Source organism: Micromonospora sp. NPDC093243, assembly GCF_044753725.1.
In the GTDB taxonomy this organism is placed as follows: domain Bacteria; phylum Actinomycetota; class Actinomycetes; order Mycobacteriales; family Micromonosporaceae; genus Micromonospora.
In genome coordinates, this window is record NZ_JBIVNT010000006.1 from 13526 (window position 1) to 38693 (window position 25168).

Genomic DNA, 25168 nt, shown 5'->3' on the forward strand with positions numbered 1-25168 from the left:
CCCCGGCAACCCTCGTCATCCCAGGTCCGTTTCAACCTGAGAAGGAGTCGAGATGGCTAACCCACGCCATTCCCGGATCTCCCCCTGGCACAGACGTTTCCGGTTCGAACCGACCGGAACTCGCCCTGATCCCGTAACGGCCGGGCCTCGCCGCCCCGGTCTACCCCGTCGAATCTTCGCCCTGGCCGCCGGCACCGTGCTGGCGCTCGGCACCCTCGCCGTACCCGCCAGCGCCGCGGCCCCCGCCCCGGCGGTGGACGCCGCGCCGGTGCGGGTGCTGGTCTTCCACGGTCTGGCCGCCGAGCAGGACGACCCGGTCGACGGTGCCGCCACCGCGATCAAGAAACTCGGCCGGCAACACGGCTTCACCGTCGACGTCTCCGCCGACCCGGCCGTGTTCACCTTCGCCAACCTGACCCGCTACCGCGGCGTGGTGTTCCTGTCCGCCGACGGGGTGACGCTCAACGACACCCAGGAGGCGGCCTTCCAGGCGTACGTCAAGGGCGGCGGCGGCTTCGTCGGCGTGCACGACGCGGCGCGCGCCCAGCCGCAGTCCTCCTGGTTCACCGGCCTGATCGGCACCCGTCCGGCGGCCGGCCTGCCCAACGCCGAGCGGCCCGTGTCGGCCACCGCCAGCGGGGAGAACCCGCCGAACGAGACCGCGGCGCACGCGATCGACGGGTCGACCAGCAGCAAGTGGCTCGCCCGCACGACCACCGGCTGGCTGGCGGCGAAGCTCGCGGAGCCGGTGGTGGTGAGCCGGTACGCGCTCACCTCCGCCAACGACTCGCCGGGGCGGGATCCGAAGAACTGGACCCTGCAGGGCTCCCAGGACGGCAGCACCTGGACCGACCTGGACACCCGCAGCAACGAGACCTTCGCGCAGCGGTTCCAGACCAACCAGTACAGCTTCACCAACACCACGGCCTACCAGCACTACCGGCTCAACATCACCGCGAACAGCGGGGAGCCCCTGCTCCAGCTGGCCGAACTGTGGCTGATCGGGCCGGACGCCGGCCCGCCGCCGGACAGCACCGTGCAGCAGGCCGTGGTCGACTTCACCGACCGGCAGCACCCGGCCAACAAGGGGATGCCGCTGACCACGAAGCGGTCCGACCAGTGGATCAACTGGGACCCCAGCCCGGTCGGCAAGGTGCACACGGTCGCGCAGGTCGAGGAGGGCACCTACGACGCCGGCCTGAGCGGCAACGGCACCTTCCACCCGATCTCCTGGTGCCAGGACTACGACGGCGGCCGGTCGTTCTACACCGGCATGGGCCGTACCGCGGAGAGCTGGAGCTCCGACACCCAGTTCCAGTCGCACCTGGCCGGCGCCATCAAGTGGACCACCGGCATGGTTCGGGGAGACTGCCAGGCGACCATCGCCGCGAACTACCGCATCGACCGGCTGACCGCGGCCAACCAGCAGGGCCAGCTCGACCAGGTCGGTGAGCCGCACGGGCTGACCGTCGCCGAGGACGGCACGGTCTTCTACATCGGCAAGGCCGCCTGCCCGAGCGGGCCGATCGTGAGCTGGGACGACCCGAAGGTCGGCCTCGGCTGCGGCACCATCCACCAGTGGGACCCGGAGACCAAGCAGGTCAAGCTGCTCACCACGCTGCCCGTGATGGGCAACCGGGGCAGTGGCAGCGAGCTGGTGAAGAACGAGGAGGGTCTGGTCGGCATCACCCTGGACCCGAAGTTCGCCGAGAACGGCTGGATCTACGCCTACTGGATGCCGCACGAGTCGATCGACCGGGAGAAGCGGATCGGCAAGCGGACCGTCTCCCGGTTCACCTACGACGCGGCGACGCAGACCCTCGACCAGGGCACCCGCAAGGACCTGCTCTCCTGGGACACCCAGATCCACAGCTGCTGCCACGCCGGTGGCGGCATGACCTTCGACGAGTCCGGCAACCTCTACATCGGCTCCGGTGACAGCAACTCCTCCGGCGGCTCCGACGGCTACTCCGGCAACAACTGGACGCAGGAGTACCAGGGTGTCTCGTTCCAGGACGCCCGGCGTACCTCCGGCAACACCAACGACCTCAACGGCAAGATCCTGCGGATCCACCCGGAGGCCGACGGCACGTACACCATCCCGGCGGGCAACCTGTTCACCGGACAGGAGGAGGGCGGCGGCAAGACCCGTCCGGAGATCTACGTGATGGGCGTCCGCAACATCGCGCGGATCGCCTGGGACCCGGTCAACGACTGGCTGACCGCCGCGTGGGTCGGCCCGGACGCCGGAGCCCCGAGCCCGGAACTGGGCCCGGCGAAGTACGACACGGCGACCATCATCACCTCCGCCGGCAACCAGGGTTGGCCGTACTGCATGGGCAACCGGCAGCCCTACCGGGACCGCAGCAACACCGACGCCACCGTCCTGACCGGCTGGTACGACTGCGACAACCTGAAGAACACGTCGCCGCGCAACACCGGTCTGGTGGACATCCCGCCGGCCCGGGACAACATGATCTGGTTCTCGCCCCAGGGCGGCGGCCCGGTCTACCCGGAGCGGACCGACGGCAGCGGCCTGCCGACCTACAAGCTCGGCGACGAGACCTTCACCGAGCCGTACCTCAAGGGCGGCGGCCAGGCCATCATGGACGGCCCGACCTACCAGGTGGAGAAGGTCGACACCACCAGCGGCGTCGCATGGCCGGCGTACTGGGACAACAAGTGGTTCATCGGTGACCAGTCCAACGCCAACAACCGGATCGCCGTGACCGTCGACCCGAAGACGGTCAAGGACGCCGGCCGGCCGGCCTTCGCCGAGGACCTGCGTGCCATCATCCGCTCCGGCACCGGCGCCAACCAGCTCCAGTCCTGGATGGACGCCAAGTTCGGCCCGGACGGCGCGCTCTACATGCTCGACTACGCCGGCGGGTTCTTCAGCCTGCACCCCAACCAGAAGCTGATCCGGATCGCCTACACCGGCGGACCGGCGACGCCGAACCCGAGTGACGCCGGCGTGCGGGCCGTCGCGCAGAGCGACCCGACGATGATCCAGTTCTCCAGCGCCAAGGTCGGCGGCGTGGCCTGGGAGTGGAACTTCGGCGACGGCAGCGCCAAGTCGCAGGAGGCCAACCCCACCCACCGGTACGCCGACTACGGCTCCTACCAGGTCACCCTCAAGGTGACCTACGCCAACGGCGAGGTGGCGACCACCGTCCTGCCGGTCAGCGTCGGCTGTGCCGTGCCGGACAGCCGTTCCACCGTGCGCATGCTCGACACCGACACCGGGGTGCCCAACTACGCGGTCGGTGGCGGTTGCACGGTGAACGACCTGATCGACGACGAGCGTGAGTGGGCCGACCACCGGGCGTTCGTCCGGCACGTCGAGGACGTGGTCACGCAGTTGCGCGCCGCAGGTGAGATCGACAAGCAGGACGGGAACCGGCTGAACCGTGCGGCCAGGGAGTCGACGATCGGCACGGTCCCCGGCTACCGCCCGATCTTCGACGGCACCGCACAGTCCCTGGCCGACTGGCGGCAGGCGCCCAGCGGGTCGTTCGCGCTGCGGAGTGACGGCTCGATCCGCAGCTCCGGTGGCCTGGGCATGCTCTGGTACGCGGGAAGCGAGTTCGGCGACTTCTCCCTCCGGATGAGGTTCCGGGACGTCTCCACCGGCAGCACGTACGCCAACGGCGGTGTCTTCACCCGGTTCCCAGACCCGAGGACGCCGGTCGACCAGCGGCCCGAGTGTGGCAAGGTCGGCTCGGCCGCGGGCTCACCGGCCTGGGTGGCGATCTACTGCGGTCACGAGATCCAGATCTACGACGGACCGACCGGTGAGTCGCAGAAGACCGGTTCGATCTACAACTTCGACCCGAACACGCTGGACCAGGCTCGGGTCACCCCGAAGGGCCAGTGGAACGACTACGAGGTCCGGGTGGTGGGGCAGCACTACACGATCATCCGGAACGGCGTGGTGATCAACGAGTTCGACAACACGCCGGGCAAGGCGTCGTCCCGCGCCGGTGACCCGCCGACCGACCTGCGCCAGTTCCTCAGCGGGTTCGTCGGGTTGCAGAACCACGGCACCAACGACCTGATCGAGATCCGCGACGTGAGGGTCCGCGAGCTGTAACCGAGATGGCGTGCCGGGTACGGAGGACCCACCCTCCGTGCCCGGCACCGCCGTGTTCGGGCTCGATGCGGCGCGCGGCGGCGGTCAGGCCTTGCGGGGCGTACGCCGGTTGCCGAACGACTCCATGGTGGTCGCCTTCTTCGCCGGCGCCCTGGTGGCGGAGGTGGCGCGGGCCCGGGTCGGCGCGGCCTTCTTCGCGGCCGCCTTCTTCGCCGCGGCTCTGGTGGCCGGCGCCTTCTTGGGCGGGGCGTTCTTCGCGGCCGCCGCCTTCGCCGTTGGCCGGCGGGTCGGCGTGGCGGTGGTGGCAGAGGTGTCCTTCTTGCGGGCGACGCGGGTGGTCGTCGACGTGGGCTTGCCGCCGGGGGCCTTGGCCGCGCTCGCGCCGGTGGCTCGCTTCGTCGCGGCGGCGACCTTCTTCGCCGCCGCCTTGCGGCTCATCGGAGCCTTCTTCGCCCCGGTGGCCTTGCGGGCCCCGGTCGGCCGGCTGCCCGCCGGGACGGCGCTCCTGCCTGCGGTCATCCTCGCTCCTCCTCCGGTCTGTCCCGGTACCGCCAGCATCGCGGAGACCACGGCGTGGCGGGTCGCGTGGGCCGGGTCTTCCCCCGACCTGGTCCGGCAAACGCCCCAGGCTGCCCAGGCGGGCCGGAGTGCGCGGATCGCCCGGGCAGAAGGTTAAGCAATCACTTGACTATTGGGTCGCGCTCTGGAAACTTAAGAGAGTGCCTAACCATCAGGGGTCACTCGACCGGGTCTTCCACGCGCTGGCCGACCCGTCCCGGCGCGACATCGTGCAGCGGTTGGTCCGTGGGCCGGCCTCGGTCAGCGAACTGGCCCGCCCGCTGGAGATGTCCCTGCCGGCGGTGCTCCAACACCTCCAGGTGCTGGAGAGCAGTGGCCTGGTCGTCTCCGAGAAGGTCGGCCGGGTGCGGACCTGTCGGATCGAGTCCGCCGTGCTCCGCACGGCCGAAGGCTGGCTCACCGCGCAGCGGACCGACTGGGAGCGGCGGCTGGACCGCCTCAACGACGTCGTGGCCGGGCACGCCACCGAGGAGTTGACAACAGGAGGAGAGGACCGACGATGACAGACGCAGCGATCGTCCACTCGACGTTCAACCTGGAGCGGCACTACGCCGCTCCGCCCGACACGGTCTTCGCCGCCTGGGCTGACCCGGCTGTCAAGGCCCGGTGGTTCGCCGGCCCGGGCGCCGAGCACGAGCTCGACTTCCGGGTTGGCGGCCGGGAGCGGGCGGGCGGCCGGCACGACGGCAAGCTGCTCACCTTCGAGTCCCGCTATCACGACATCGTCCCCGGCCAGCGGATCGTGTGCAGCTCCACGCTCGCGGCCGACGGCACCGTGGTCACCGTCTCGGTCACCACGGTGGAGTTCACCGCCGACGGCGACGGCACCCGGCTGTCCCTGACCGAGCAGGGCACCTTCCTCGACGGCCACGAGCAGCCGGCCTGGCGCCAACAGGGCGCTGCCAGCCAGCTCGACGCCCTGGCCGCCGAGTTGACCGCGGCGGCCACGGCCTGAGGCCGTCCAAGCGGGTCGGGGCGTACTCCGCGCCGGGCGCTTCCGCCGCCGGGAGCACCGCAACCGCGACGGCGGCCGGTCAGCCCGCTGCGCCGGTGGCCGCCACCAGTCGCCGGGTGAGCCACAGCGGCGAGGTGATCGCGTTGCCCATCACCACGGCGTGGGCGCCAGCCGCGAAGGCCTGGCGGATCTGCTCCGCGTCCCGGTACCGGCCCTCGGCGATCACCGGCACCGGGACCGTGGCGGCGAGCCGGTCGACCAGGGCCAGGTCCGGGCCGTCGGAGCGCGGGCGGGCCGGGGTGTAGCCGGCGAGCGTGGTGGCGACCGCGTCCGCGCCGGCCTCGACGGCGGCGACGCCCTCGGCCACGGTGGCGACGTCGGCGAGGACCAGGGCCGCCGTCCGGTCGCGGAGCGCGCGGACCGTGTCGGCGAAGCTCCGACCGTCCGGCCGGGGCCGGTGGGTGGCGTCCACCGCCACGATCTCGGCCCCGGCCAGGGCCACCTCGACTGCGTGCGCCGCCGTCGGGGTGATGAAGACGTCGGCGCTGCCGTGCTTGTAGAGCCCGATCACCGGCACCTCGACGGCGGCGCGGATCGCCCGGATGTCGGCCGGTCCGTTGGCCCGGACCGCCACCGCCCCGCCGCGCACCACCGCGGCGGCCACCCGGGCCTGGACGTACGGGTCCCGCATCGGGTCGTCCGGGTCGTCGGGCAGCGGTTGGCAGGAGACCACCAGCCCGCCGGCCAGTTCGTCGAGCACACTCACCGCTGACTCTCCCTTCCCGGTGCCGGGCTACCGTCCGTTGCCGTCACGGCTGTCCGGCCATCGCGAGCCGGGCGGCCCCGATCGCGACCGCCAGCTCGCCGAGCGCGGCCGGCCGCAGGGGCACCTCGGCCCAGGCCGGCGGCAGGTCCGCGGCAAAGGCGGTCAGCGCGGCGGGCAGCAGGGCGCCGGCCGCGCCACCGGCCAGCAGCACCGTCGCCGGGTCCAGCAGGGCCACCAGGCCGGCGAGGGTGCGGCCGAGCACACCCCCCGCCCGCTCGACCACCAGGCCGGCCACCGGATCGCCCGCCGCCGCGCGCTCGGCCACCGCCCGCCCGCTGACCCGTACGCCGGTCTCGGCGGTGTAGGCCGCGGCCAGGCCGCTGCCGGACGCGATCCCCTCCAGGTGCCCGTACCGGCCGCAGCCGCAGCGCAGCCGCTCGGCGCCTGGTGCCGGGAGGTGGGCCACCTCGCCGGCGGCGCCCCGGACGCCGGTCTCGATCCGGCCGTCCCGCACGACCGCCCCGCCCAGGCCGGTGCCGACCGCGACGAGCAGCAGATGATCGCTGCCCCGGCCGGCACCGACCCAGCACTCGCCGAGCGCGGCCGCGTTCACGTCGTTGGTGACCCGGACCGGTCGTCCGAGCCGGTCGGCCAGCGCGTCGGCGACCGGCGTGCCGGACCAACCCGGCAGGCTGTCGGTCGCGTACCGGATGACGCCGGTCGCCGGGTCGACCGTGCCCGCCGTGCCGACCCCGACCGGTCCGGCCCCGGCCGCCGGGAGCAGGTCCGCGGCGAGCCGCGCGGCGGTGTCCAGCACCGCCGCCGGCCCGGATCGGGCGGGCGTGGGCGCCCGACGGTGGTCGAGCACCTCGCCACCCGGGCCGACCAGCGCGGCGAGCGTCTTGGTGCCGCCGATGTCGAGCCCGACCAGGGGAGCGGCTCCGGTCATCCCTTGAGGCCGGTGTGCGCCAGGCCCTCGACGAACTGCTTCTGGGCGATGACGAAGACGATCAGCACCGGCAGCGCGGTCATCGACGCCGCGGCGAGCTGGACGTTCCACATCGGCCCGCCGTAGGCGTCGACGAACTGGGTGAGCGCCTGGGGCAGGGTGAACTTCTCCGGTGACGAGAGGAACACGATCGGCTCCAGATAGAGGTTCCAGCTGTGCAGGAAGGTGAAGATGGCGACCGCGCCCAGGGCGGGCCGGGACAGCGGCAGGGCGATCTTCCAGAAGGTGGCGAACCGGCCGAGACCGTCGACCCGGGCCGCCTCCTCCAACTCCCCGGGGAGGCTGATGAAGAACTGCCGCATGATGAACGTCGCCAGCACGCTCGGAGCGCCGAGGATCGGCACCAGGATCAGCGGCCAGTGGGTGTCGACCAGGTTGAGCTTGAAGAACATCTGGAACAACGGCACGATCGTCACCTCGCTCGGGATGAGCAGGCCGGCGAGGACGACCAGGAACAGCACGTTCTGGCCGCGGAACCGGATCCGGGCGAAGGCGTAGCCGGAGAGCGCGGACACCGCCAGCGTGCCGACGGTGACCACCAGCGCGATGTAGAGGCTGTTCAGGTACTGCCGCCCGAACGGCTGCAACTCGAACACCCGCTGGTACGCGTCGAGCCGTGGACTCACCGGAAGGAGTTGCGGAGGGAAGGCGAAGATGTCCGACACCGGCTTGAGCGACGAGGTGACCATCCACCAGGTCGGGAAGACGAACGGGATCGCCAGCACCAGCAGCACCCCGTAGAGCACCAGCTTGGTCCGGGGCGACAGGTCACGATTCATGGAAGACCCATCTCTTGCGCATCTGCCACTGCAGCACGGTGAGCGCGAGCACGATGCCGAAGAGCACGATCGACAGGGTCGCGCCGTAGCCGAAGTGGTGGAACTGGAAGGCCTGCTGGTACAGGTAGTAGACGAGCACCGTGGTGGAGGTGCCCGGGCCGCCCTGGGTGAGCACCGCGATCTGCGCGAAGACCTGCAGCGAGCCGACCACGGTGATGATCGAGGTGAGCAGGATCGTCGGGCTGATCAGCGGCACGGTGATCCGCCAGAACTGGCGCAGCCGGCTCGCCCCGTCCACCTCGGCGGCCTCGTACAGCTCCGCCGGGACGCCCTGCAGGGCGGCCAGGAACAGCACCATGTTCAGACCGACGTTCTTGAACACCTGCACGACGATCACCGAAAGCATGGCGCTGCCCTCGCCGCGCAGCCAGTTCGGGCCGTCCACGCCGACGGTGTCGAGCAGCCCGTTGAGGCCGCCGTTGTCCTGCAGCAGGAACCCCCACACGATGGTCCAGGCCACCAGGGAGACGACCACGGGAGAGAAGAACAGGGTCCGGAAGACGATGGTGCCGCGCAGCTTCTGGTTGAGCAGTACGGCGAGCAGCAGCGCCAGGCCGAGGTTGAGCACCACCAGGCCCACGGAGAAGAGCCCGGTGGCCCGTAGCACAGAGCCGAGGTTGGGATCGTCGGCGAGGGCGGCGTAGTTGTCGGCACCGACGAAGTCGAACGTGCCGGCGAGCACGTTCCACTCGTGCAGGCTGTACCAGACAACCAGCAGCAGCGGCAGGATCACGAAGACCACGCTGCCGAGCAGTTGCGGCGCGATGAAGAGGTAGCCGGTGAGCTGGTCGCGGCGGCGGCTTGTCCAGTAGGGCCGCCGCCCGCCGCCCAGGGTGGGCGGGGCCTCGACCCCGCCCACCCTGGTGTCCGTCTGGGACATGATCCGACTGCCCTACTTCGCCAGCAGTGGCTGGATCTTGGCGCAGACGCCGTCCAGGACGGCCTTCACATCCGCGTCCGGCTTCCACAGCGGGTCGAGGCTGGCGCGCACCTGCTGGCTCAGCTCGGCCTGCCCGGCGTGGCTCGGCTTCACGACGCCGCTGGTGATGCCGTCGACGACCACCTTCTGCAGCTGCTCGGGCTTGAGCTTCGGGTTCGTCTTGCCCAGGGTCTCCGCGGTCAGCTGGGACTGCCGCGGCGGCGGGAAGAACTGGGCGAGCTTCGCCGAGTTGGTGGGGTTGGTGAGGAAGGCGAGGAAGTCGGCCGCCGCGTCCGCGTGCGGGCTCTTCTTCAGCACACCGATGCCGGCCTGGCCGACCACCGCGTAGGGGCCCTTCGGCCCGGCCGGCAGCGGGACCAGGTCCCAGGCGAAGCCGTCGTCCTTCAACAGCGAGGCGCGGGAGATCTGCGTGATGGTCATGGCCGCGTCACCGGCGAAGAAGTCCGCGGTGGTGCCCGGCCCGGGCAGCGCCTTGTCGGTGAAGATCGCCTTGTGCAGGGTGGTCATCGCCTCGACCATCTCCGGGGCGGCGAAGCCGCAGGACTTGCCGTCCTCGCTCCACGCCTGCGCACCCCAGCCGGCCCAGAAGGTGGAGAGGTTGTCCCAGCCCTTGTAGTCGAAGTCCCGGATCACCAGCCCCGCCTTGCCGGTCGCGCGCTGCGTGGCGCCGGCCGCGGCGAGCGCGGCGTCCCAGGTCCACTGCCCCGCGGCGATCAGCTCTGCGGGCGTCTTCTGGCCGGCCTTCTTGAGCAGGTCGGTGTTGACGAAGACGCCGAACGGTGAGGTGGAGAAGGGGTACGCGTAGAGCTTGCCGCCGTCCTGCCAGAGCTTCAGCGTGGCGGGGGAGAGGTCCTCGTACTGGTAACCCTCGGCCTTCTTGAGCGTGTCGTCGAGCGGGAGCAGCGCGCCGGAGCTCACGAAGTCGGGGGCCGAGTTCTCGAACACCCAGGCCAGGTCGGGGGCGTTACCGCCGGCGATCTGAGTGGTCAGCGTCGTGGTGTAGTTCTCGAAGGGCAGCGGGTCGAACTTGATCGCGCTGACGTCCGGGTGGCTCTTGCGGTACTCGTCGGCGATCTCGTTGAGCAGCTTGAGATGCGCCTCGTTGGCCGACCACACCGTCATCCGGAGGCTGGCCGGGCCGTCGTCGCCGGCCTGGTCACCACCACCACAGGCGGACAGCGCAAGGACACCGGCCAGCGCCGCGGCGGTGAGCCGCAGGCTCTTTCCTGGTTTCACAATCATCTCCTCACCGGGGGTTCAGTAGCCCGCGATCGCCGGCCAGCGCAGCTCCACGCCGGCCGACGAGATGCGGTCCTGGAAGTCGGCCAGCAGGCGGGGGGTGCTGCGGACCGCGCGCGGGGACTCGCCTCGCGCCAGACAGAAGTCGGCGAGCAGCCCGGCGACCTCGCCGACGTTCCACTCGACGGGGTGCAGCCGGTAGCTGCCGTTGGTGATGTGCGTGGTGCCGATGTTCTTGCCGGCCGGCAGCAGGTTCTCCACCCGCTGCGGGATCAGCGCGCCGAGCGGGATCTCGAACGGGCAGGAGCCGACGTCGATGTAGTTGTCGCCGCCGGTGGACGGGTGCAGGTCGATGCGGTACATCCCGACCCCGACCGCGTCCGGGTAGTGCACGGCGCCGTGCTCGCCGCGTACGTCCAGGGAGAGGTCCTGCTCCGCCACCGTGTACTCGGCGCGGATCCGGCGTGCTTCCCGGATGTACGGCGCCTGGGCCAGGCCGTCCCGGCTGCCGGTGACGTCGCCGCGCAGTCGCAGCCCGGGAAACCCGGTGCCGCCGTCCGGGCGCGGCGCCTCGGTCTGCAGCCAGTAGAGGACCGAGTAGGAGAGCTCGCGCGCCTTGGCCAGGTGCCAGGACGCGTTCGGCACGTCGATGACCGGGCCCTCGAAGTAGTCGATCATCGGCCAGTTGACCAGGGTGATGTCGCTGCCGTACGCCCCGGCGGTGAAGTTGCGCCGGGCGGCGATCCGGCGGAACGTCCACAGGTTGCCGTCTCCGGGGCTGAGCCGCTGGTCGGCGTTGACGGTCAGCGGGTCGTCGTCGGGGTTGGGGGTGAAGCTGCGTTCGACGATCTCCAGGGTGCGCGGGTGCGGGGAGCGCCAGGAGAGCAGGCGGTCGCCCCAGAAGTCCGGCTTGTAGTCGCGCCAGAAGTCGTAGTCGGCCGGGCGGTCGATGGTGTGGTCGCCGTCGACGTGGTCGATGGCGAAACAGACCGAGACCGCCTGCATGTTCATCGGCTGCGCCTCGGCCGGCGCGCTCGGCTCGCCGGTCTGGGCCTGCGACTCGAACCCGGTGACGTACTCGGTGCCGGAGAGCGGCAGCAGGTCGCCGGCCTCGGTGGCGTCCAGCACGTAGGGCGCGGTGAGGTCGATCCGCTCGTCCCGGTCGCGGTGCGCCACGGTGACCCCGACGACCCGGTCCCCGTCGGTCGCCACGGCGACCGGCCGGTACGGCTGCAGCACGGTGAGCCGCCCGGACCCGCGGTACGGCGCGAGCATGCCCTCGAGGACGGCGACCGCGACCCGGGGCTCGTGGCAGAGCCGGCTGACCCAGCCGGCGCCGGGGTTGAGGTCGGTCCAGCCGCGGGACCGCTCGGTGAGCGGGTAGTGCCGTCGGTAGTAGTCCCGGATCCCGTTGCGCAGGGCCCGGTAGCTCGCGGTGGCGCCGAACTGCTCGATCCAGGAGTGCTCGTCCGGTGGGACGGCCTGGCTGGTGAGCTGCCCGCCGAGCCAGTCGAACTCCTCGGTCAGGATGACGGACCGGCCGGCGCGGGCAGCGGCGAGAGCCGCCGCGACGCCGCCCAGCCCGCCACCGATGACGAGGACGTCCGCACGCATCTGTACCACTTGCTTCCTTCCAGTTGCGCGATCGCCGCTCAGCGGCGGCCGACCGCCGGTCCGGGGGCGCCGAGGGTGTCCCCCTCGACGAGTTCACAGGGCAGCAGTCGCTGTTGGAGCCCGCTGGCGCTGCCGTCGATGACGTTGGCCAGCACCTCGACCGCCTGCCGGCCCATCTCCTCGCGCGGAATCCGGAAGCCGGTGAAGGCCAGGTCCGTCGGGACGGGGACGGTCGGGTCGCCAAGGGTCAGCAGCGACAGGTCGCCGGGCACGGTCAACCCGCGTCGCCGGGCCGCCCGCTCCAGCGCGACCGCGGTGGCGAAGTCCTCGGCGAAGGCGACGGTGCTCCCCTCGGCGAGCAGATCGTCGAGGATCGCGTCGGCGTCCTCGGCGGTGGCCGGCCGGTGGCGGGCGCTCTCCGCGGCGGTCGCCGCCGCGACGTATCCGCGGTGCCGGTCCTGCGACGACTCGGCGGTGGTGCCCATGCTCAGGTAGGTCAGCCGGCGGTGGCCGCGGGCGAGGGCCAGCTCGACCAGCTGGCCGACGGCGGAGCCGTAGTCGGCTCCGACGTACGGCACCGGACCGCCGGCGTCGTCGCGACGGCCGACCGCCACGTACGGGTAGCCGTCCCGGTTGAGTCGGTGCAGCTCCGCTCCGTCGATCTCCCGGCCGAGCAGGATGCACCCGTCGGCCAGGCGCAGCCGGTTGTCCTGATGGAAGATTCTGCGTCGGCCGTCGACCACCGGCGCGCTGGTGAAGAGCAGCAGGTCGCAGCCGACCCGCTCGGCGTACTCCTCGATGCCGAGCAGGAACGGGTGGAAGAAGTCCCGGCTGCCACTGGGAAAGGCAGGCTCGTAGGTGAAGACGCCGATGATGCGGTTGAAGCGCGAGGCGAGGCGGCGGGCGACCGGGTCGGCGGCGTAGCCCGTCTCGGCGATCGCCCGCAACACGCGGTCCCGGGTCTCCGGGGCGATGCGCACATCGGCGTCGGCCCGGTTGTTGAGCACCAGGGACACGGTCGCCTGGCTGACGCCGGCCAACCGTGCGATATCACGCTGAGTGACTCGTCGGGGAGTAGCGGTCACGGGGGATCCTTCCGGCGGCGCTAATACGCATTAGCGCTCGGTGTAGGGAGGAGCTTGGCCGCCGGTCCCGGCCTGTGTCAAGAGGGTGAACTGAGATTTCGCCGAGATGAACACCCGGGAGTAATGCGTATTAGCCGTAGCGCCGGCCGGCTGCTCGACCGTTCGGCGCTTCATCGGCGCCGCCTTCCCGGGCGCTCTTGACAGCCGCCCCCGATGACGAGCAACATTCGACTAACACCATTGCTAATACGTATTACCACGCCGGATCGGTACCGATCTCCGGGCGCTGACCGCTGCGCGCATCACCGAATGTCACCGTTGCGGTGCCCGGGTGACCAGCCGAACCAGCCCGGAACGTCCACTGTCGCCGGCCGGACCCAAGCCGCACGGACCGGTCGGCGCGAGCAACACCCGGCCGTCCGCCCCGGCCGGGACCCGTCCCGAGAACAGGAAGACGTATGACGAGAACACCTGTCTCATCGCCCCGCCGCATCGGCGCGGCGGTCGGCGCCGGTCTGCTGGTCGCCGCCGTGGCCGGCACGCCCGCCACCGCGGAACAGGCCGCAATCGACTTCCCCCGGTTCAGCTACGTGGGCACCGCGTTCGACAAGGCCGCCCTCGCCTACAACCCGACCAACGAGTTCATCTTCCCGAGCGTCATCCGGGCCGCGGACTACTTCCCCGACCCGCTCGGCACCTACTACCTGTACTACGCCCCCCACGAGCGGCCCGGCGGAATCTCCCTGGCCTACGCCGACTCGATCGACGGCCCGTGGACCGAGTACGCGGCCAACCCGTTGGTCGGCAACACCTGGCTGCCGCACTACTCGACGGTCAGCCACGTCTCCTCGCCGCACGCGGTCTGGGTCGAGGGCGAGGACAAGCTCTTCCTCTACTTCCACGGCGAGAACTCGATCACGCGCTACGCCACCTCCGCGGACGGCATCCACTTCGACTACGGCGGCACCGCGGTGAGCCGGGACGCCACCACCGGTGGGGAGACCTCCTACGCCCGGGTCTTCGAGCAGTCGGTGCCGCGGCTGGGCAGCCGGTACCTGATGGTCTTCATGGACAACCCGACGGCGGCGCTGCCCGGACCGACCGGTCCGGTGTCCCGGCGTATCCGCTGGGCGGTGTCCCCGGACGCACGGACCTGGACGATCCAGCCCGAGCCGCTGATCACCCCGCAGGGCAGCGAGGGCCCGAACGCGTCGGGCCCGTTCTTCCTGCGCTGGCAGGACCGCAACCTGGTGATCTTCCACGCCGCCGACGGCAACATGCACGCCGTGGACGTCGGGGAGAACTTCGACCAGGAGGTCCACCTCGGCGTCGTGCACGACTCGATGGACGTCGCCCCGGACCTGGGCAGGTCGGCCGCACCGACGTTCTACTTCGACGGCCGCACCGCGCACATGTACTACGAGGCCGGTGGCCGGCTCACCGCGACGATCGGGCACGCGGTGGCCGCCCTGCCCGAGCCGCTGCCGAGCCGGCAGCTGGACTGCGCGGTGGACCGGCCGGTCCTGTGGCCGCCGAACCACAAACTCGTCGACGTCACGGTGACCGCTGACCTCCCGGACGGGGTGCTCGGCCCGCGCGCGTTCGCCCTGACCGGCGTGACCGGCGGCGACGCGGCGGACGTCCGGGGCTTCACCGTCGGCACCGCCGACCTCGGCGGTCAGCTCCGCGCGGAACGGTCCGGCGGCGGGGACCGGGTCTACACCCTGACCTACGCCGGACACGACGAGATCGGCCGTCCGGTCGGCTGCACGGTGACCGTCACCGTGCCGCACGACCAGGGCAACGACTGATCGACCGGCCCGCGGCACCCCGGTGTCGCCTGGCCTGCCGCGGTCCCGAGCACCCCGAGCGGCGTGCTCGGGACCGCGCCTGTCGCAACCCGGGGCCGTGAGCCAACCCGTTCGGCTTATTCGGTTGCCGAGCTGGAAGGCCGGCTGGTCGACTGGGTGGGTCACCACGAACCGACCGGAGAGGTAACAGAGATGCGCGCTGCGTTCATGTCCAACCAGCTGGGAATGCTCATCTACCCGAAGGACATGACGCTTCGTGAAAACCTTGAATGTCGGGATCCTCGCGCATGTTGACGCCGGCAAGACCAGCCTGACCGAGCGCCTGCTGCACGACGTCGGCGTCATCGACGAGATCGGCAGTGTGGACGACGGCACCACCCGGACCGACTCCCTGGCGCTGGAGCGGCAGCGCGGCATCACCATCCGCTCCGCCGTCGCCTCGTTCGTCGTCGACGGGGTGACCGTCAACCTCATCGACACCCCGGGCCACCCGGACTTCATCGCCGAGGTGGAACGCGTCCTCGACCTGCTCGACGGCGTCGTACTCGTGGTGTCCGCGGTCGAGGGTGTGCAGGCGCAGACCCGGGTGCTGATGCGTACGCTGCGTCGCCTGCGGCTACCGACCCTGATCTTCATCAACAAGATCGACCGGGCCGGCGCGGACCCGGAGCGGGTGCTGCGTGACATCGGCGAGCGGCTGACCTCGTCGGTGGTGGCGATCGGTACCGTCCCCACGGCGGGCACCGGCGAAGCCCGCTTCGTTCCCCACGCCGACGGCGACCCGGCCTTCACCCGAGAGCTACGCGATCTGCTCACCGCCGGCGACGACGGGCTGCTGGCGGAGTACGTCGAGCACGAGGGGCGACTGACCGGCCAGCGGTTGCGCGGCGCGCTCGCCGCGCAGAGCCGACAGGCAGCCGTACACCCGGTGTTCGCCGGCTCCGCGATCACCGGCGCGGGCGTGGCGTCGCTGATCGGCGGACTGACCGAGCTGCTGCCCGCGGCCGAGCCGGATGCGGGGGGCCCGACGTCCGGCACGGTCTTCAAGGTGGAGCGGAGCCCGTCCGGCGAGAAGACCGCCTACGTCCGGCTCTTCGCCGGGACGGTCCGGATCCGGGACCGGCTGCCCGTCGCAGCGGGACGGGTCGCCACGGTGACCGGGATCGAGGTCTTCGACCGCGGGTCGACCGTACGCGCCGACGCGGTGACCGCCGGCCGGATCGCGCTGCTGCACGGTCTCGGGGATGTCCGGATCGGTGACCCGGTCGGGCGGGCGCGCGCCGGCGCGAGCGTCCGGCACTTCGCCCTGCCCAGCCTGGAGACCGTGGTGGCGCCGGCCTACGGCGCCAGCCAGATGGCGCTGTACGCCGCGCTCAGCGAGTTGGCCGAGCAGGATCCACTGATCAACGTGCGGCGCGACGGGGTGCGGCGGGAGATCACAGTCTCGCTCTACGGGGAGGTCCAGAAGGAGGTGCTCCAGGCGACGCTCGCCGACGAGTACGGCCTGGCGGTCGACTTCCGGGAGACGACGACCGTGTTCGTCGAACGGCCGGTCGGCGCCGGCGGCGCGGTCGAGCTGATCGGGGTGGCACCCAACCCGTTCCTGGCCACCGTGGGGCTGCGCGTGGCGCCGGGAGAGACCGGCAGCGGGGTCCAGTTCCGGCTCGGCGTCGAGCGTGGCTCGATGCCGCCGGCCTTCTTCACCGCCGTCGAGGAGACCGTGCGCGAGACCCTGGGCCAGGGGCTGTACGGCTGGCAGGTCCTCGACTGCGTCGTCACGATGACCCACGCCGGCTACTATGCCCGGCAGAGTCACTCCCACGGCACCTTCGACAAGAGCATGTCCAGTACGGCCGGGGACTTCCGCAACCTCACCCCACTGGTGCTGATCGCGGCGCTCAGATGCGCCGGCACCCGGGTGCAGGAACCGGTGCACAGGTTCCGGCTGGAGGCGCCGGCCGACGTGCTCAGCGTCCTGCTGCCGGCGTTGGCCCGGCTGGACGCCGAGCCGCACACCACCACGGCGCTGGGGCAGGCGTACGTCGTCGAGGGGTTGGTCCCGGCGCGGCGGGTGCGTGCCGTGGAGCGCCGGCTGCCGACGCTGACCCACGGTGAGGGAATCTTCGAGTCGGCCTTCGACCACCACCGTCCGGTCCGCGGCGAGCCGCCCGTCCGGGCGCGGTGGGACCAGAATCCGACCGACCGCAAGCAGTACCTGCTGGCCGTCAACCGCCGGGTGCCGCGCCGCATCGCGGATACCGCCGGCGGGGGCACATGATCGCCCGTTGCGCCCGGGCAATACCTGCCAGTACTATGCATCATAGTTCTAGGGTAGGAGTGGGGTGAGGTCTTATGAAGGTCGCCAAGGATCTGGTGGCCGCCTCGGCGACACCGATGGTGCTCGGCATCCTGGCCGAGGACGAGAGCTACGGCTACGCCATCCTCAGGCGGATCAACGAGCTGTCCGGGGGCGAGCTGGACTGGACCGAGGGCCTGCTCTATCCGTTGCTGCATCGGCTCGAGCGCCTCGGTCATGTGGAGTCGAGCTGGCAGTCGGTCACCGGTGAGCGAAAGCGCAAGTACTACCGCATCACCGACAAGGGTCTGGCTGAGCTGGCCGAGCAGCGCCGGCAGTGGGACACCGTCGTGGACGCGCTCAAGGAGATCTGGCAGGACCGTGTGCCGCTGACGGTGAACCCGCTGGAGGGCCTCGCATGACGAACCACGACGGGCAGGAGGAGTTGGAAGCGCAGTTCCAGCAGTGGCGCCAGTACGTGCTCCGCCGCAGGGAACTGCAACCGTCGGACGCCGACGAGCTCGAAGACCACCTCCGCGGCTCCGTCGACGAGCTCGTCGCGGCAGGCCTGAGCCCGGACGAGGCGTTCCTGGTCGCGGTCAAACGGATGGGCAGCCTCGACGAACTCTCCCGCGAGTTCGCCCGGGAGCACTCGGAACGGCTGTGGAAGCAGCTGGTGCTGACCGCCGACGCCGGCAGTCAGGTCGCCGGCACGCGCTCCCGTCGGGACCTGTGGGCCATGCTCATCTGCGCGGCCGGCGCGGTGCTGTCCGTCAAGGTGCCAGCACTGTTCGGGCTGAGCTTTGACGACGACGGCTCGTTCTACGCCCGGAACTTCACCCTGTTCGCGTTGCCCTGGCTCGCGGCGTTCCTGGCCTGGCGCCGCGAAGCCCGGCGGCCAGTGATCGCGATCCTGGTGGCGCTGTTCGCTCTCGGCGCTGTCGCCGCCAACGCCTACCCCCTGGCGGACGACTCGCAGTCCGTGGTCGTCACCGGCATCCACCTCCCCATCGCCCTGTGGCTCGTGGTCGGTCTGGCCTACGTCGCCGACGACTGGCGATCCTCCCGTCGACGCATGGACTTCATCCGCTTCACCGGCGAGTGGTTCATCTACCTCGTACTCATGGCCCTCGGCGGCGGCGTGCTCTCCGCGTTCCTGTTCAACACCTTCGAGGCCATCGGGATCGTCCCGGAGCAGTTCATCTCCCAGTGGCTCCTGCCCTGCGGCGCCGCGGCCGCGGTCGTCGTGGCCGGATGGCTCGTCGAGGCCAAGCAGAGTGTCGTCGAGAACATCGCGCCGGTCCTCACCCGGCTGTTCACCCCGCTCTTCACAGCCGCCCTCCTGGCCTTCCTCGGCGCCGTCGTCTGGACCAGCCACGGCATCGACGTCGAGCGCGAAGCGCTGATCCTGTTCGACCTTCTGCTGGTCGTGGTGCTGGGGCTGCTGCTCTACTCGCTCTCGGCCCGCGATCCGCTGGCCCCACCCGGCCCGTTCGACAAACTCCAACTCGCGCTCGTGGTCAGCGCGTTGGCCATCGACGTGTTGGTGCTGCTGGAGATCACCGGGCGCATCACCGACGAATACGGCAGTACACCCAACAGGGCGGCCGCGCTCGGCGAGAACGTCATCCTGCTGGTCAACCTCGCGTGGTCGGCGTGGCTCCTGCTGACGTTCATCCGTCGGCGCACGCCGTTCGCGGCGCTCGAACGTTGGCAGACCGGCTACCTGCCGGTGTACGCCGCGTGGGCCTGGATCGTGGTCCTCGTCTTTCCTCCGTTGTTCAGCTACGTCTAGGGCCGGTCTGACGCCGCGCCCGGGTGACTCCCTCCGACCGTCGTCGGGACGGCGGGACTCGGACCGACGACCCCGTGGACCCCGGACCTCGGTGATGCGGCCTGCCCGGGCGCCGCATCACCGTCGAGCAGGCGGTGCCACCTGCTCACTCAGGCCAGGTCGAGCTGCACCGTGGCGATCTCCCAGGCACGCAGCGGCAACCGCACCAGGCCGTCGGCGTCGACGGTCAGTCGGTCACCCGGCTGGCCGAGCAGGTCGGCCCGGCTCGCGCCGCGTACCGCCCGGCCCGCCCCGAGCACCGCGGTGGTGGCGTCGGGAGTCTCGGCTACCATCCGCACCTCGATCCGGCCGTTCCGGTCCCGGACGCTGGTCAGCGCGACGCCCGGCCCGGTCACCGCCAGCCCGGTGACCGGGGCCGGCGGGGCGACGGACTCCTCGGCCGTGCCGGGGAAGGCCAGCAGCTCGTGCCGGTAGCGCTCGGTCGCCTCGGTCACGCCCGCGGTGTGCCAGTCGCCACGGAAGGGCAGCACCGCCAGCTCCACGCTGCGCTGGCCGCGGCACTGCGCCTGCGGGATGGGCAGCTGCGGGCCGGCGGGCTCGTCGCGCAGCGCGTGCACGTTGCGCGAGAGCATCCCGATCGACCGCAGCACGGTGACGGCCAGCTCCCGCCCGGAGTCGGTCAGCTCGTACTCGGTGGGTTGGTTGAGCAGCACCGCCAGCGACCCCGCCGGCCCGCCGGCGGCGACGAACCCGGACGCCGGGAACGTCGGCAGCGGCACCTCACCGCCGCCACCCTCCGCGGTCAGCCCGCGCTCCACCACCGCGAACTGCCCCTCGGCGAAGGAGGCGGAGGCCGGGGCCGGCAACGGCAGATGCAGCCGCAGACGGTGGTCGTCGCAGCGGTTGTCGAACTCGACCCGGAGCCGGACGAACGGCTCGCCGGCGCGCAGCTCGACCCGCGTGGTCACCACGATCGCCTCCCGGTCGACCGACCGGGTTCCCGCGTCCACGTCGGCCGCCACCGGCCAGCGGTACTCCCGGATCACGTCGAGGACGGCGACCAGCGGCCCCCGGTGGCGCGGTACGACCCGCACCGCGCGGGGCTTGTCGACCAGCTCGTCCACGGCCGGCGGGGCGTAGTTGTAGCTGTCGCCCACGTCGCCGCCGTCGACCAGCCGACCCACCCCGTCCACGGTCGTTCCGTCCGGAGTGGACAGGCGCAGCGTGCCGTCCTCGGCCACGTCGACCCGGAGCAGCCCGTTGTCCAAGGTCCGCTCGCCGACGAGGGTGGTCGCCCCGGCGGGTTCCCCGGTGGTGGCGGCCACCGGCCGCACCGCGACGTGGCCGAGCGCGGGGACATCTACCAGCGCCGCGACCGTGGCCCGGGGCGCGGCGACGATGCGCACCCGCCACCGGTCCGGCTGCCCGGCGTCGGCGAGCGCCAGCCGGACGTCCTCCACGTCGAAGGCGGGGTCGCCCTGTCGGGCCAGCTCGAAGGTGAGGGTCGCGTCGGCCGCCGACACCGACCACCGGCGGACCTCCTGACCGTAGAGTTCCCGGCCGTGCACCCGGGTGAGCACCGCGGGCAGGCCGCCGGCCGGCACCACCTCGTCGGCGAGCAGCGTACGGGCCCGATCCAGGACCTGGGCGGGCACTTCCCGCCCGTCCGGCCCGGCCAGCGCGACGCCGTCGGCGGGCGCCTCGACGTCGAGCCGCACCAGCGCCGTTCGGGGGGTCGGACTGGGGTTGAAGATCAGGTATCCGTCGCGGGGCACGGCGGCGCTGAGCCGGGCGCCGACGAGGTCGCAGACCGCCCGGCCGAGCTGGTCGGCCTCGGCGAGGCGGGCGGCGACCTGCTCGGCGGTCTCGTCGCAGCCGCACCCGGTCACCGAGTCGTGGCAGCTGGCGTCGATGAGCCGCGTCCACGCCATGTCCAGGAAGCGCTGGACGGACGGGTCGTGCCAGAGCGCGGCGAGCGGCTCGGCGTACCGCTCGACCCGGCGTTCGGCGCGGCCCATCGCCTGCTTGAGGTGGGCGCGCACCGAGATGACGCCGGGCAGGATGTTGGCCCGGGCGTGCGAACGCAGCTCCCCGCGTACCACGGGCAGGCCGTCGACGGTGCTCGGCTGGGTGGCGAAGTACTCGGCGAGGGTGCCGAGGCGCAGCCGCACGCCGTCGACGTCCGCCCCGGCGAGCAGGTCGGGGGCGTTCGGGGCGGGCGCGGCGTGGTCGGTGCCGTACATGGCGAGGATCGGAGACGCGCCACCGTCGGGACGCCATCCGGTCAGTCGCGCGGCCAGGTCGGTGGCGCGGCGGGTGACCAGGGCGGCGTCGTCCATCAGGCCGGCCGCGTTGCCGTATCCGCCGGGCAGGTACTCGGTGCGGACGCTGGTGCCGTCCGGCGCCTGCCAGGCGAAGGCGTGGGCGCGCACCTGCTGCGGGACGCCGCGGAACACGCAGGCGTGGGCCAGACCGGCCCGGGCCAGGAGCTGCGGCATCTGGGCGATGTGGCCGAACATGTCGGGCAGGTAGCCGACCGGCATGGCGCCACCCAGGTCGGCGCTGCGGGCCAGGCCGCGCTCCAGGTTGCGGACGATGTTCTCCCCGGAGCAGAGGAACTCGTCGAGCAGGATCTGCCACGGGCCGACGGCGAGCCGGCCGGCACGTACCAGCGCGATCACCTGCTCGCGCCGTTCCGGGCGGACCTCCAGGTAGTCGTCGACCGCGGCGAGCTGCCCGTCCAGGGTGAAGCGCTGCCGGTCGTCGCGCGCCATCCGCTCGAACACCTCGTCGAGCAGGGCCACCAGCCGCAGCCGGAACCGCTGGAAAGGCTCGTACCACTCCCGGTCCCAGTGGGTGTGCGGCACCACGATGATCTCGGTCGGTCGCGTCATCCGCTCGCCGCCTCTCCGCTGATCGCCGCGCCGGTCAGCTGACCGTAGCGGCGCACCACCTGCTGACTGGTCCGTACGTCGGCCGCGCCCTCGGCGAGCCCGCTCAGCGGCGCCACCCCGGCGGTGACCATCGCGTGGAAGGCGACCAACTCCTGCTCGAACGCCTCGGTGACGGACCGGAACACCGCCCGCCGCTCGCCGTCGCCGTGCGCGTCGACCACGGTGAGCGTGGTGGGCGCGTTGAGCAGGTACGGCGACGGGAAGACCAGTTCCAGTGAGCCGCGAGAGTGGTGCAGGGTCACCGTCTCGCGGTAGGCCGGGTAGTCGGGCAGGTTGAGCCAGCGGATGCCGTAGCGTGCCCCGCCCGGCAGTGCTCCGCTGACCTCCACCGACGGTTCGACCGGCAGGTCCGGGGTCGCCGACCAGGCAGCGACGTGCTCCACCGTGGCCGGCGGACCGGTGAGCAGCCGCAGCAGCGACAGGTCGTGGCAGACGCTGTTGATCAGGATCTGGTAGAGGGTGCGCGCGCCGGCGTCACCGCCGACCGCCGCGTCGAGCAGCGCCGAGTCCGCCGTCCGGAGCCGGGCCGCCTCGGCCGGCGGCACGTCGCCGGGCGCCGGCGGCAGGTTGGCGAAGGCCAGTTGCCGCTCGCCGCCGGCGTGCAGGACGGTCACCTCCACCGCGTGCACCCGCTGCGCGCCGCCGAGCTCGTCGAGCAGCCGGGCGGCCTCGGCGACCGCCGGGTCGTACTGCTTCATGTAGCCGACCATCAGCGTCGACGCCCCGCCGCCCAGCTCCGCCAGCCGGTCCGCCTCGGCGAGGGTGTAGGCGAGTGGCTTCTCGCAGAGCACCGGCAGGCCGGCGCGCAGGGCCTGCGCGGCGAGTTCGCCGTGCGAGCCGGAGGTCGCCAGCAGCACCGCGTCGTACCCGCCGTCGGCCAGCATCGCCTCGGCGTCGGTGTACCGGCGGCCCGGCTCGACGCCGTACCGGCCGCCCAGCTCAGCCACCCGGCCGGGGGAGAGGTCGCCGAGGGCGACGATCTCGAACAGGTCGGCGCGGCGTTGCAGCAGCGGCAGGTGCACCGTGCGGGCGATGATGCCGAGCCCGGCCACCGCGATCCGGATCCGCTTGCCCGGCTCGGTCATCGCAGCGCGGCTTCGAGCCAGCGCCGGTTGGCGCTCTGGTCGGCCACCGTGCGGTCGAGGTCGCGCCCCTGCGCGGGGGCGTCCTGTTCGATGACCAGCCAGCCGGTGTAGCCGATCGCGTCGAGCCCGGCGAACACCCCGGCGAAGTCGACGTCGCCGGCGCCGAGCGGGCAGAACCCGCCGGCGGCCACCATGTCGGCCAGGCCGCCGCCGGCCGCCCGGACCCGCTCGTGGATGGCCAGGTCGGCGTCCTTCAGGTGCACCTGGCCGATCCGTCCGGCCCACCGGCGGGCCGCCGCGACCGGATCGCCGCCGGCCAGCAGCAGGTGCCCGGTGTCCAGGCAGACCGCGATGTCGGTGAGTTCCAGCAGCCGGTCGGCCTCGGCCTCGGTCTCCACGTCGGTGCCGAGGTGGTAGTGGAACACCGGCTCCAGGCCGCGGTCGCGGCAGCGGTCGGCGGCCTGCTGCACGCGGGCGGCGAAGTCCGGCCAGGCGCTCGCCGGCAGCGCCGAGGTCAGGTCGGTCGGGATGCCGGGTCGGGCCATCCGGGCCGGATTGCCCGGGCAGGCGAGGGTGGGCCGGGGCGCGAAGCGCTGGTCGTCGACGGGTACGGCGGTGAACGCGTCGAGCGCCGCGTCGAGTTGGGCCAGATCTGCGGCGAACCCGTCGGGGTCGCCGTAGCGCAGGTCGACCCAGCCGCCGGCGAGACCGAGGCCGGCCGTCCGCATCCGGTGGGTCAGGTCCTCGCCGGTGCCGAGGTAGCCGATCGGCCCGGAGTCGATCCCGTCGTAGCCGTCCCGGGCCAGCGCGCCGAGCAGGTCGTCCGGGCCCAGCTCTCTGTCGTCCGGCTGGTAGATGCCGTGGTTGACCGGTGCGCCGGCCACCCTGGTTCGTCCGGTCAGCTGCACAGTGCGATCACCTCCATGCGGTGGGATTCCAGGACGTGCAGGCCGTCGCCGGCGGGCAGCCGGCACCGGTCGCCGTGGACCACGCGGTGACTGCCGTCGGGGTAGCCGAGCAGCGCGCCGTCCGCGTCGAGCGCCAGCAGCTCGTCACCGAGGCGCAGCAGCAGCGGCCCGTCGGGGTCGGCGGAGACGGCGGTACGACCGGCGCGCAGCGCGTCGAGCACGGCCGTACCGGTCGGCTGGTCGTCGTCGACCAGCAGCCAGGTGGTGGGGGAGCCGGGCGCGGCGTCGTCGCCGGGGCGGTGGTAGTCGCTGCCGCCGATCGGTACGACGTCCGGTCGCCACGCCCGGGCCCAGGCCAGCGGGGCGCCCCAGGTGCGGTCCCACCAGCCGGAGTGCCAGATCTCGGCGAGTCGGGTGGGGGTGCTCAGCGGTTGCCGCCAGGCGCAGTCGCCGCCGAGCGGGTGGTTGACCGACATCAGCCCACCGCCCCGGTCCGCGGCGGCCGCCCACTCGTCCGGTGGTTGGCGGAAGTCGACCCAGCCGACCGGACCGAAGACGTTGGCGTGGCCCCGGTCGGTGGTCACCTCCTGGCCGGGGACCAGGGTGATGTCGTAGCGGGCCGAGGCGGCGGGCAGCCACGGGTGGTGGCTGACGGTGTTGTGGTCGGTGACGGCGAGGAAGTCCAGGCCGCGACCGGCGGCCAGGGCGGCCAGCTCGTCGATCGTGCTCGCGCCGTCGCTGTGCACGGTGTGCGCGTGCAGGTCACCGGCGAGCCATCGGCGGCCGTTCACCTCGGGCAGGCTCCGGCGGGGCGGGCGCTGTGGGCGGGGTGGGGCCGGCGGCACGGAGGGCTCGGGCGGCGCGCTGGCGCTGGTGGTGGCGGTGACCTCGTAGCTGAGCCCGTCGGGCGGGATGCGGTGCAGCCGGAGCAGCACCTGCCACTCGCCGGGCTCCAGCTCGCCGGGCAGGTAGCCGGGGGTGGCCCAGTCGGCGGCCACCGTGTAGCTGTCGCGGGCGCCGCCGGACCAGCCACGGAAGCCGGCCGGCCCGACGCAGCCCAGGTCGAGCACCCCGGCCCCCCGGGGATAGTCGAGGCGGACGGTGAGCGCGGCGGTGCCCGGTGCCACGGTGACTGGCAGGGTGCGCAGCACGCTCTCGGCGCGGTCCGTCAGCGTCCAGCGGCCCCGGTGCGCCACCATG

The 25168-nt window shown here is 72.1% G+C and carries 19 protein-coding genes; 7 read left to right on the top strand and 12 right to left on the bottom strand.

Annotation, left to right across the window (positions count from 1 at the left end; all coding sequences use genetic code 11):
- Positions 1-52 precede the first annotated feature (52 nt).
- Positions 53-4093 carry a ThuA domain-containing protein gene (locus ACIP9D_RS20860; RefSeq protein ID WP_350873687.1) on the top strand — a complete coding sequence of 1347 codons (4041 nt, stop codon included), beginning with the start codon at positions 53-55 and terminating at the stop codon, positions 4091-4093.
- 84 nt (positions 4094-4177) lie between these two features.
- Here the strand turns inward: ACIP9D_RS20860 and ACIP9D_RS20865 are convergent, their stop codons facing one another.
- Positions 4178-4612 carry a hypothetical protein gene (locus ACIP9D_RS20865; protein WP_350873688.1) on the bottom strand — a complete coding sequence of 145 codons (435 nt, stop codon included), beginning with the start codon at positions 4610-4612 and terminating at the stop codon, positions 4178-4180.
- 200 nt (positions 4613-4812) lie between these two features.
- Between ACIP9D_RS20865 and ACIP9D_RS20870 the strand changes: the two genes are divergently transcribed.
- Entirely contained in the window at positions 4813-5175 is a 363-nt protein-coding gene (locus ACIP9D_RS20870; RefSeq protein WP_350873689.1) for a metalloregulator ArsR/SmtB family transcription factor, read from the top strand.
- Positions 5172-5627, top strand: a complete 456-nt coding sequence (locus ACIP9D_RS20875) for an SRPBCC domain-containing protein (RefSeq protein WP_350873690.1) — start codon at positions 5172-5174, stop codon at positions 5625-5627. The genes ACIP9D_RS20870 and ACIP9D_RS20875 overlap by 4 nt, the downstream gene beginning before the upstream one ends.
- Positions 5628-5706: 79 nt before the next feature.
- Here ACIP9D_RS20875 and ACIP9D_RS20880 read toward each other — a convergent pair whose 3' ends face one another.
- The 7 genes from ACIP9D_RS20880 to ACIP9D_RS20910 are packed head-to-tail and all read right to left on the bottom strand — an operon-like array spanning position 5707 to position 13119.
- A complete protein-coding gene (locus ACIP9D_RS20880; RefSeq protein ID WP_350873691.1) occupies positions 5707-6393 on the bottom strand; it encodes a putative N-acetylmannosamine-6-phosphate 2-epimerase in 687 nt (228 codons plus the stop codon).
- Between the two features lie 43 nt (positions 6394-6436).
- Positions 6437-7342, bottom strand: coding sequence for an ROK family protein (locus ACIP9D_RS20885; RefSeq protein WP_350873692.1), 906 nt, complete (start codon positions 7340-7342; stop codon positions 6437-6439).
- A complete protein-coding gene (locus ACIP9D_RS20890; RefSeq protein ID WP_350873693.1) occupies positions 7339-8181 on the bottom strand; it encodes a carbohydrate ABC transporter permease in 843 nt (280 codons plus the stop codon). Before ACIP9D_RS20890 ends, ACIP9D_RS20885 begins: the two co-directional genes overlap by 4 nt.
- Positions 8171-9121 (bottom strand): sugar ABC transporter permease, encoded by a 951-nt coding sequence (locus tag ACIP9D_RS20895; RefSeq protein ID WP_350873694.1) that lies wholly within the window; start codon positions 9119-9121, stop codon positions 8171-8173. The genes ACIP9D_RS20890 and ACIP9D_RS20895 overlap by 11 nt, the downstream gene beginning before the upstream one ends.
- A gap of 12 nt (positions 9122-9133) precedes the next feature.
- Positions 9134-10417: a sugar ABC transporter substrate-binding protein gene (locus ACIP9D_RS20900; protein ID WP_350873695.1), complete on the bottom strand. Its 1284-nt coding sequence runs from the start codon at positions 10415-10417 to the stop codon at positions 9134-9136.
- Between the two features lie 21 nt (positions 10418-10438).
- Complete coding sequence (locus ACIP9D_RS20905; protein ID WP_350873696.1) at positions 10439-12034, bottom strand: FAD-dependent oxidoreductase; 1596 nt, start codon at positions 12032-12034, stop codon at positions 10439-10441.
- Positions 12035-12072: 38 nt separating this feature from the next.
- Positions 12073-13119, bottom strand: coding sequence for a LacI family DNA-binding transcriptional regulator (locus tag ACIP9D_RS20910; RefSeq protein WP_350873697.1), 1047 nt, complete (start codon positions 13117-13119; stop codon positions 12073-12075).
- Positions 13120-13577: 458 nt separating this feature from the next.
- Between ACIP9D_RS20910 and ACIP9D_RS20915 the strand changes: the two genes are divergently transcribed.
- The 4 genes from ACIP9D_RS20915 (at position 13578) to ACIP9D_RS20930 (ending at position 19021) form a co-directional block, all read left to right on the top strand.
- The gene (locus ACIP9D_RS20915; protein WP_350873698.1) at positions 13578-14930 is read left to right on the top strand and encodes a hypothetical protein; all 1353 of its coding nucleotides are present in this window, start codon (positions 13578-13580) and stop codon (positions 14928-14930) included.
- A gap of 256 nt (positions 14931-15186) precedes the next feature.
- Positions 15187-17208, top strand: coding sequence for a translation factor GTPase family protein (locus ACIP9D_RS20920; RefSeq protein ID WP_350873699.1), 2022 nt, complete (start codon positions 15187-15189; stop codon positions 17206-17208).
- A gap of 74 nt (positions 17209-17282) precedes the next feature.
- Positions 17283-17648: a PadR family transcriptional regulator gene (locus tag ACIP9D_RS20925; protein WP_350873700.1), complete on the top strand. Its 366-nt coding sequence runs from the start codon at positions 17283-17285 to the stop codon at positions 17646-17648.
- Positions 17645-19021, top strand: coding sequence for a permease prefix domain 1-containing protein (locus ACIP9D_RS20930; RefSeq protein ID WP_350873701.1), 1377 nt, complete (start codon positions 17645-17647; stop codon positions 19019-19021). Before ACIP9D_RS20925 ends, ACIP9D_RS20930 begins: the two co-directional genes overlap by 4 nt.
- Positions 19022-19170: 149 nt before the next feature.
- Here the strand turns inward: ACIP9D_RS20930 and ACIP9D_RS20935 are convergent, their stop codons facing one another.
- The 4 genes from ACIP9D_RS20935 to ACIP9D_RS20950 are packed head-to-tail and all read right to left on the bottom strand — an operon-like array spanning position 19171 to position 25167.
- Positions 19171-21915, bottom strand: coding sequence for a hypothetical protein (locus tag ACIP9D_RS20935; protein WP_350873702.1), 2745 nt, complete (start codon positions 21913-21915; stop codon positions 19171-19173).
- Positions 21912-23060, bottom strand: a complete 1149-nt coding sequence (locus ACIP9D_RS20940; protein ID WP_350873703.1) for a Gfo/Idh/MocA family oxidoreductase — start codon at positions 23058-23060, stop codon at positions 21912-21914. Before ACIP9D_RS20940 ends, ACIP9D_RS20935 begins: the two co-directional genes overlap by 4 nt.
- Positions 23057-23968 carry a sugar phosphate isomerase/epimerase gene (locus tag ACIP9D_RS20945; RefSeq protein ID WP_350873704.1) on the bottom strand — a complete coding sequence of 304 codons (912 nt, stop codon included), beginning with the start codon at positions 23966-23968 and terminating at the stop codon, positions 23057-23059. The genes ACIP9D_RS20940 and ACIP9D_RS20945 overlap by 4 nt, the downstream gene beginning before the upstream one ends.
- Positions 23959-25167, bottom strand: a complete 1209-nt coding sequence (locus ACIP9D_RS20950) for a CehA/McbA family metallohydrolase (protein WP_350873705.1) — start codon at positions 25165-25167, stop codon at positions 23959-23961. Before ACIP9D_RS20950 ends, ACIP9D_RS20945 begins: the two co-directional genes overlap by 10 nt.
- Position 25168 lies beyond the last annotated feature (1 nt).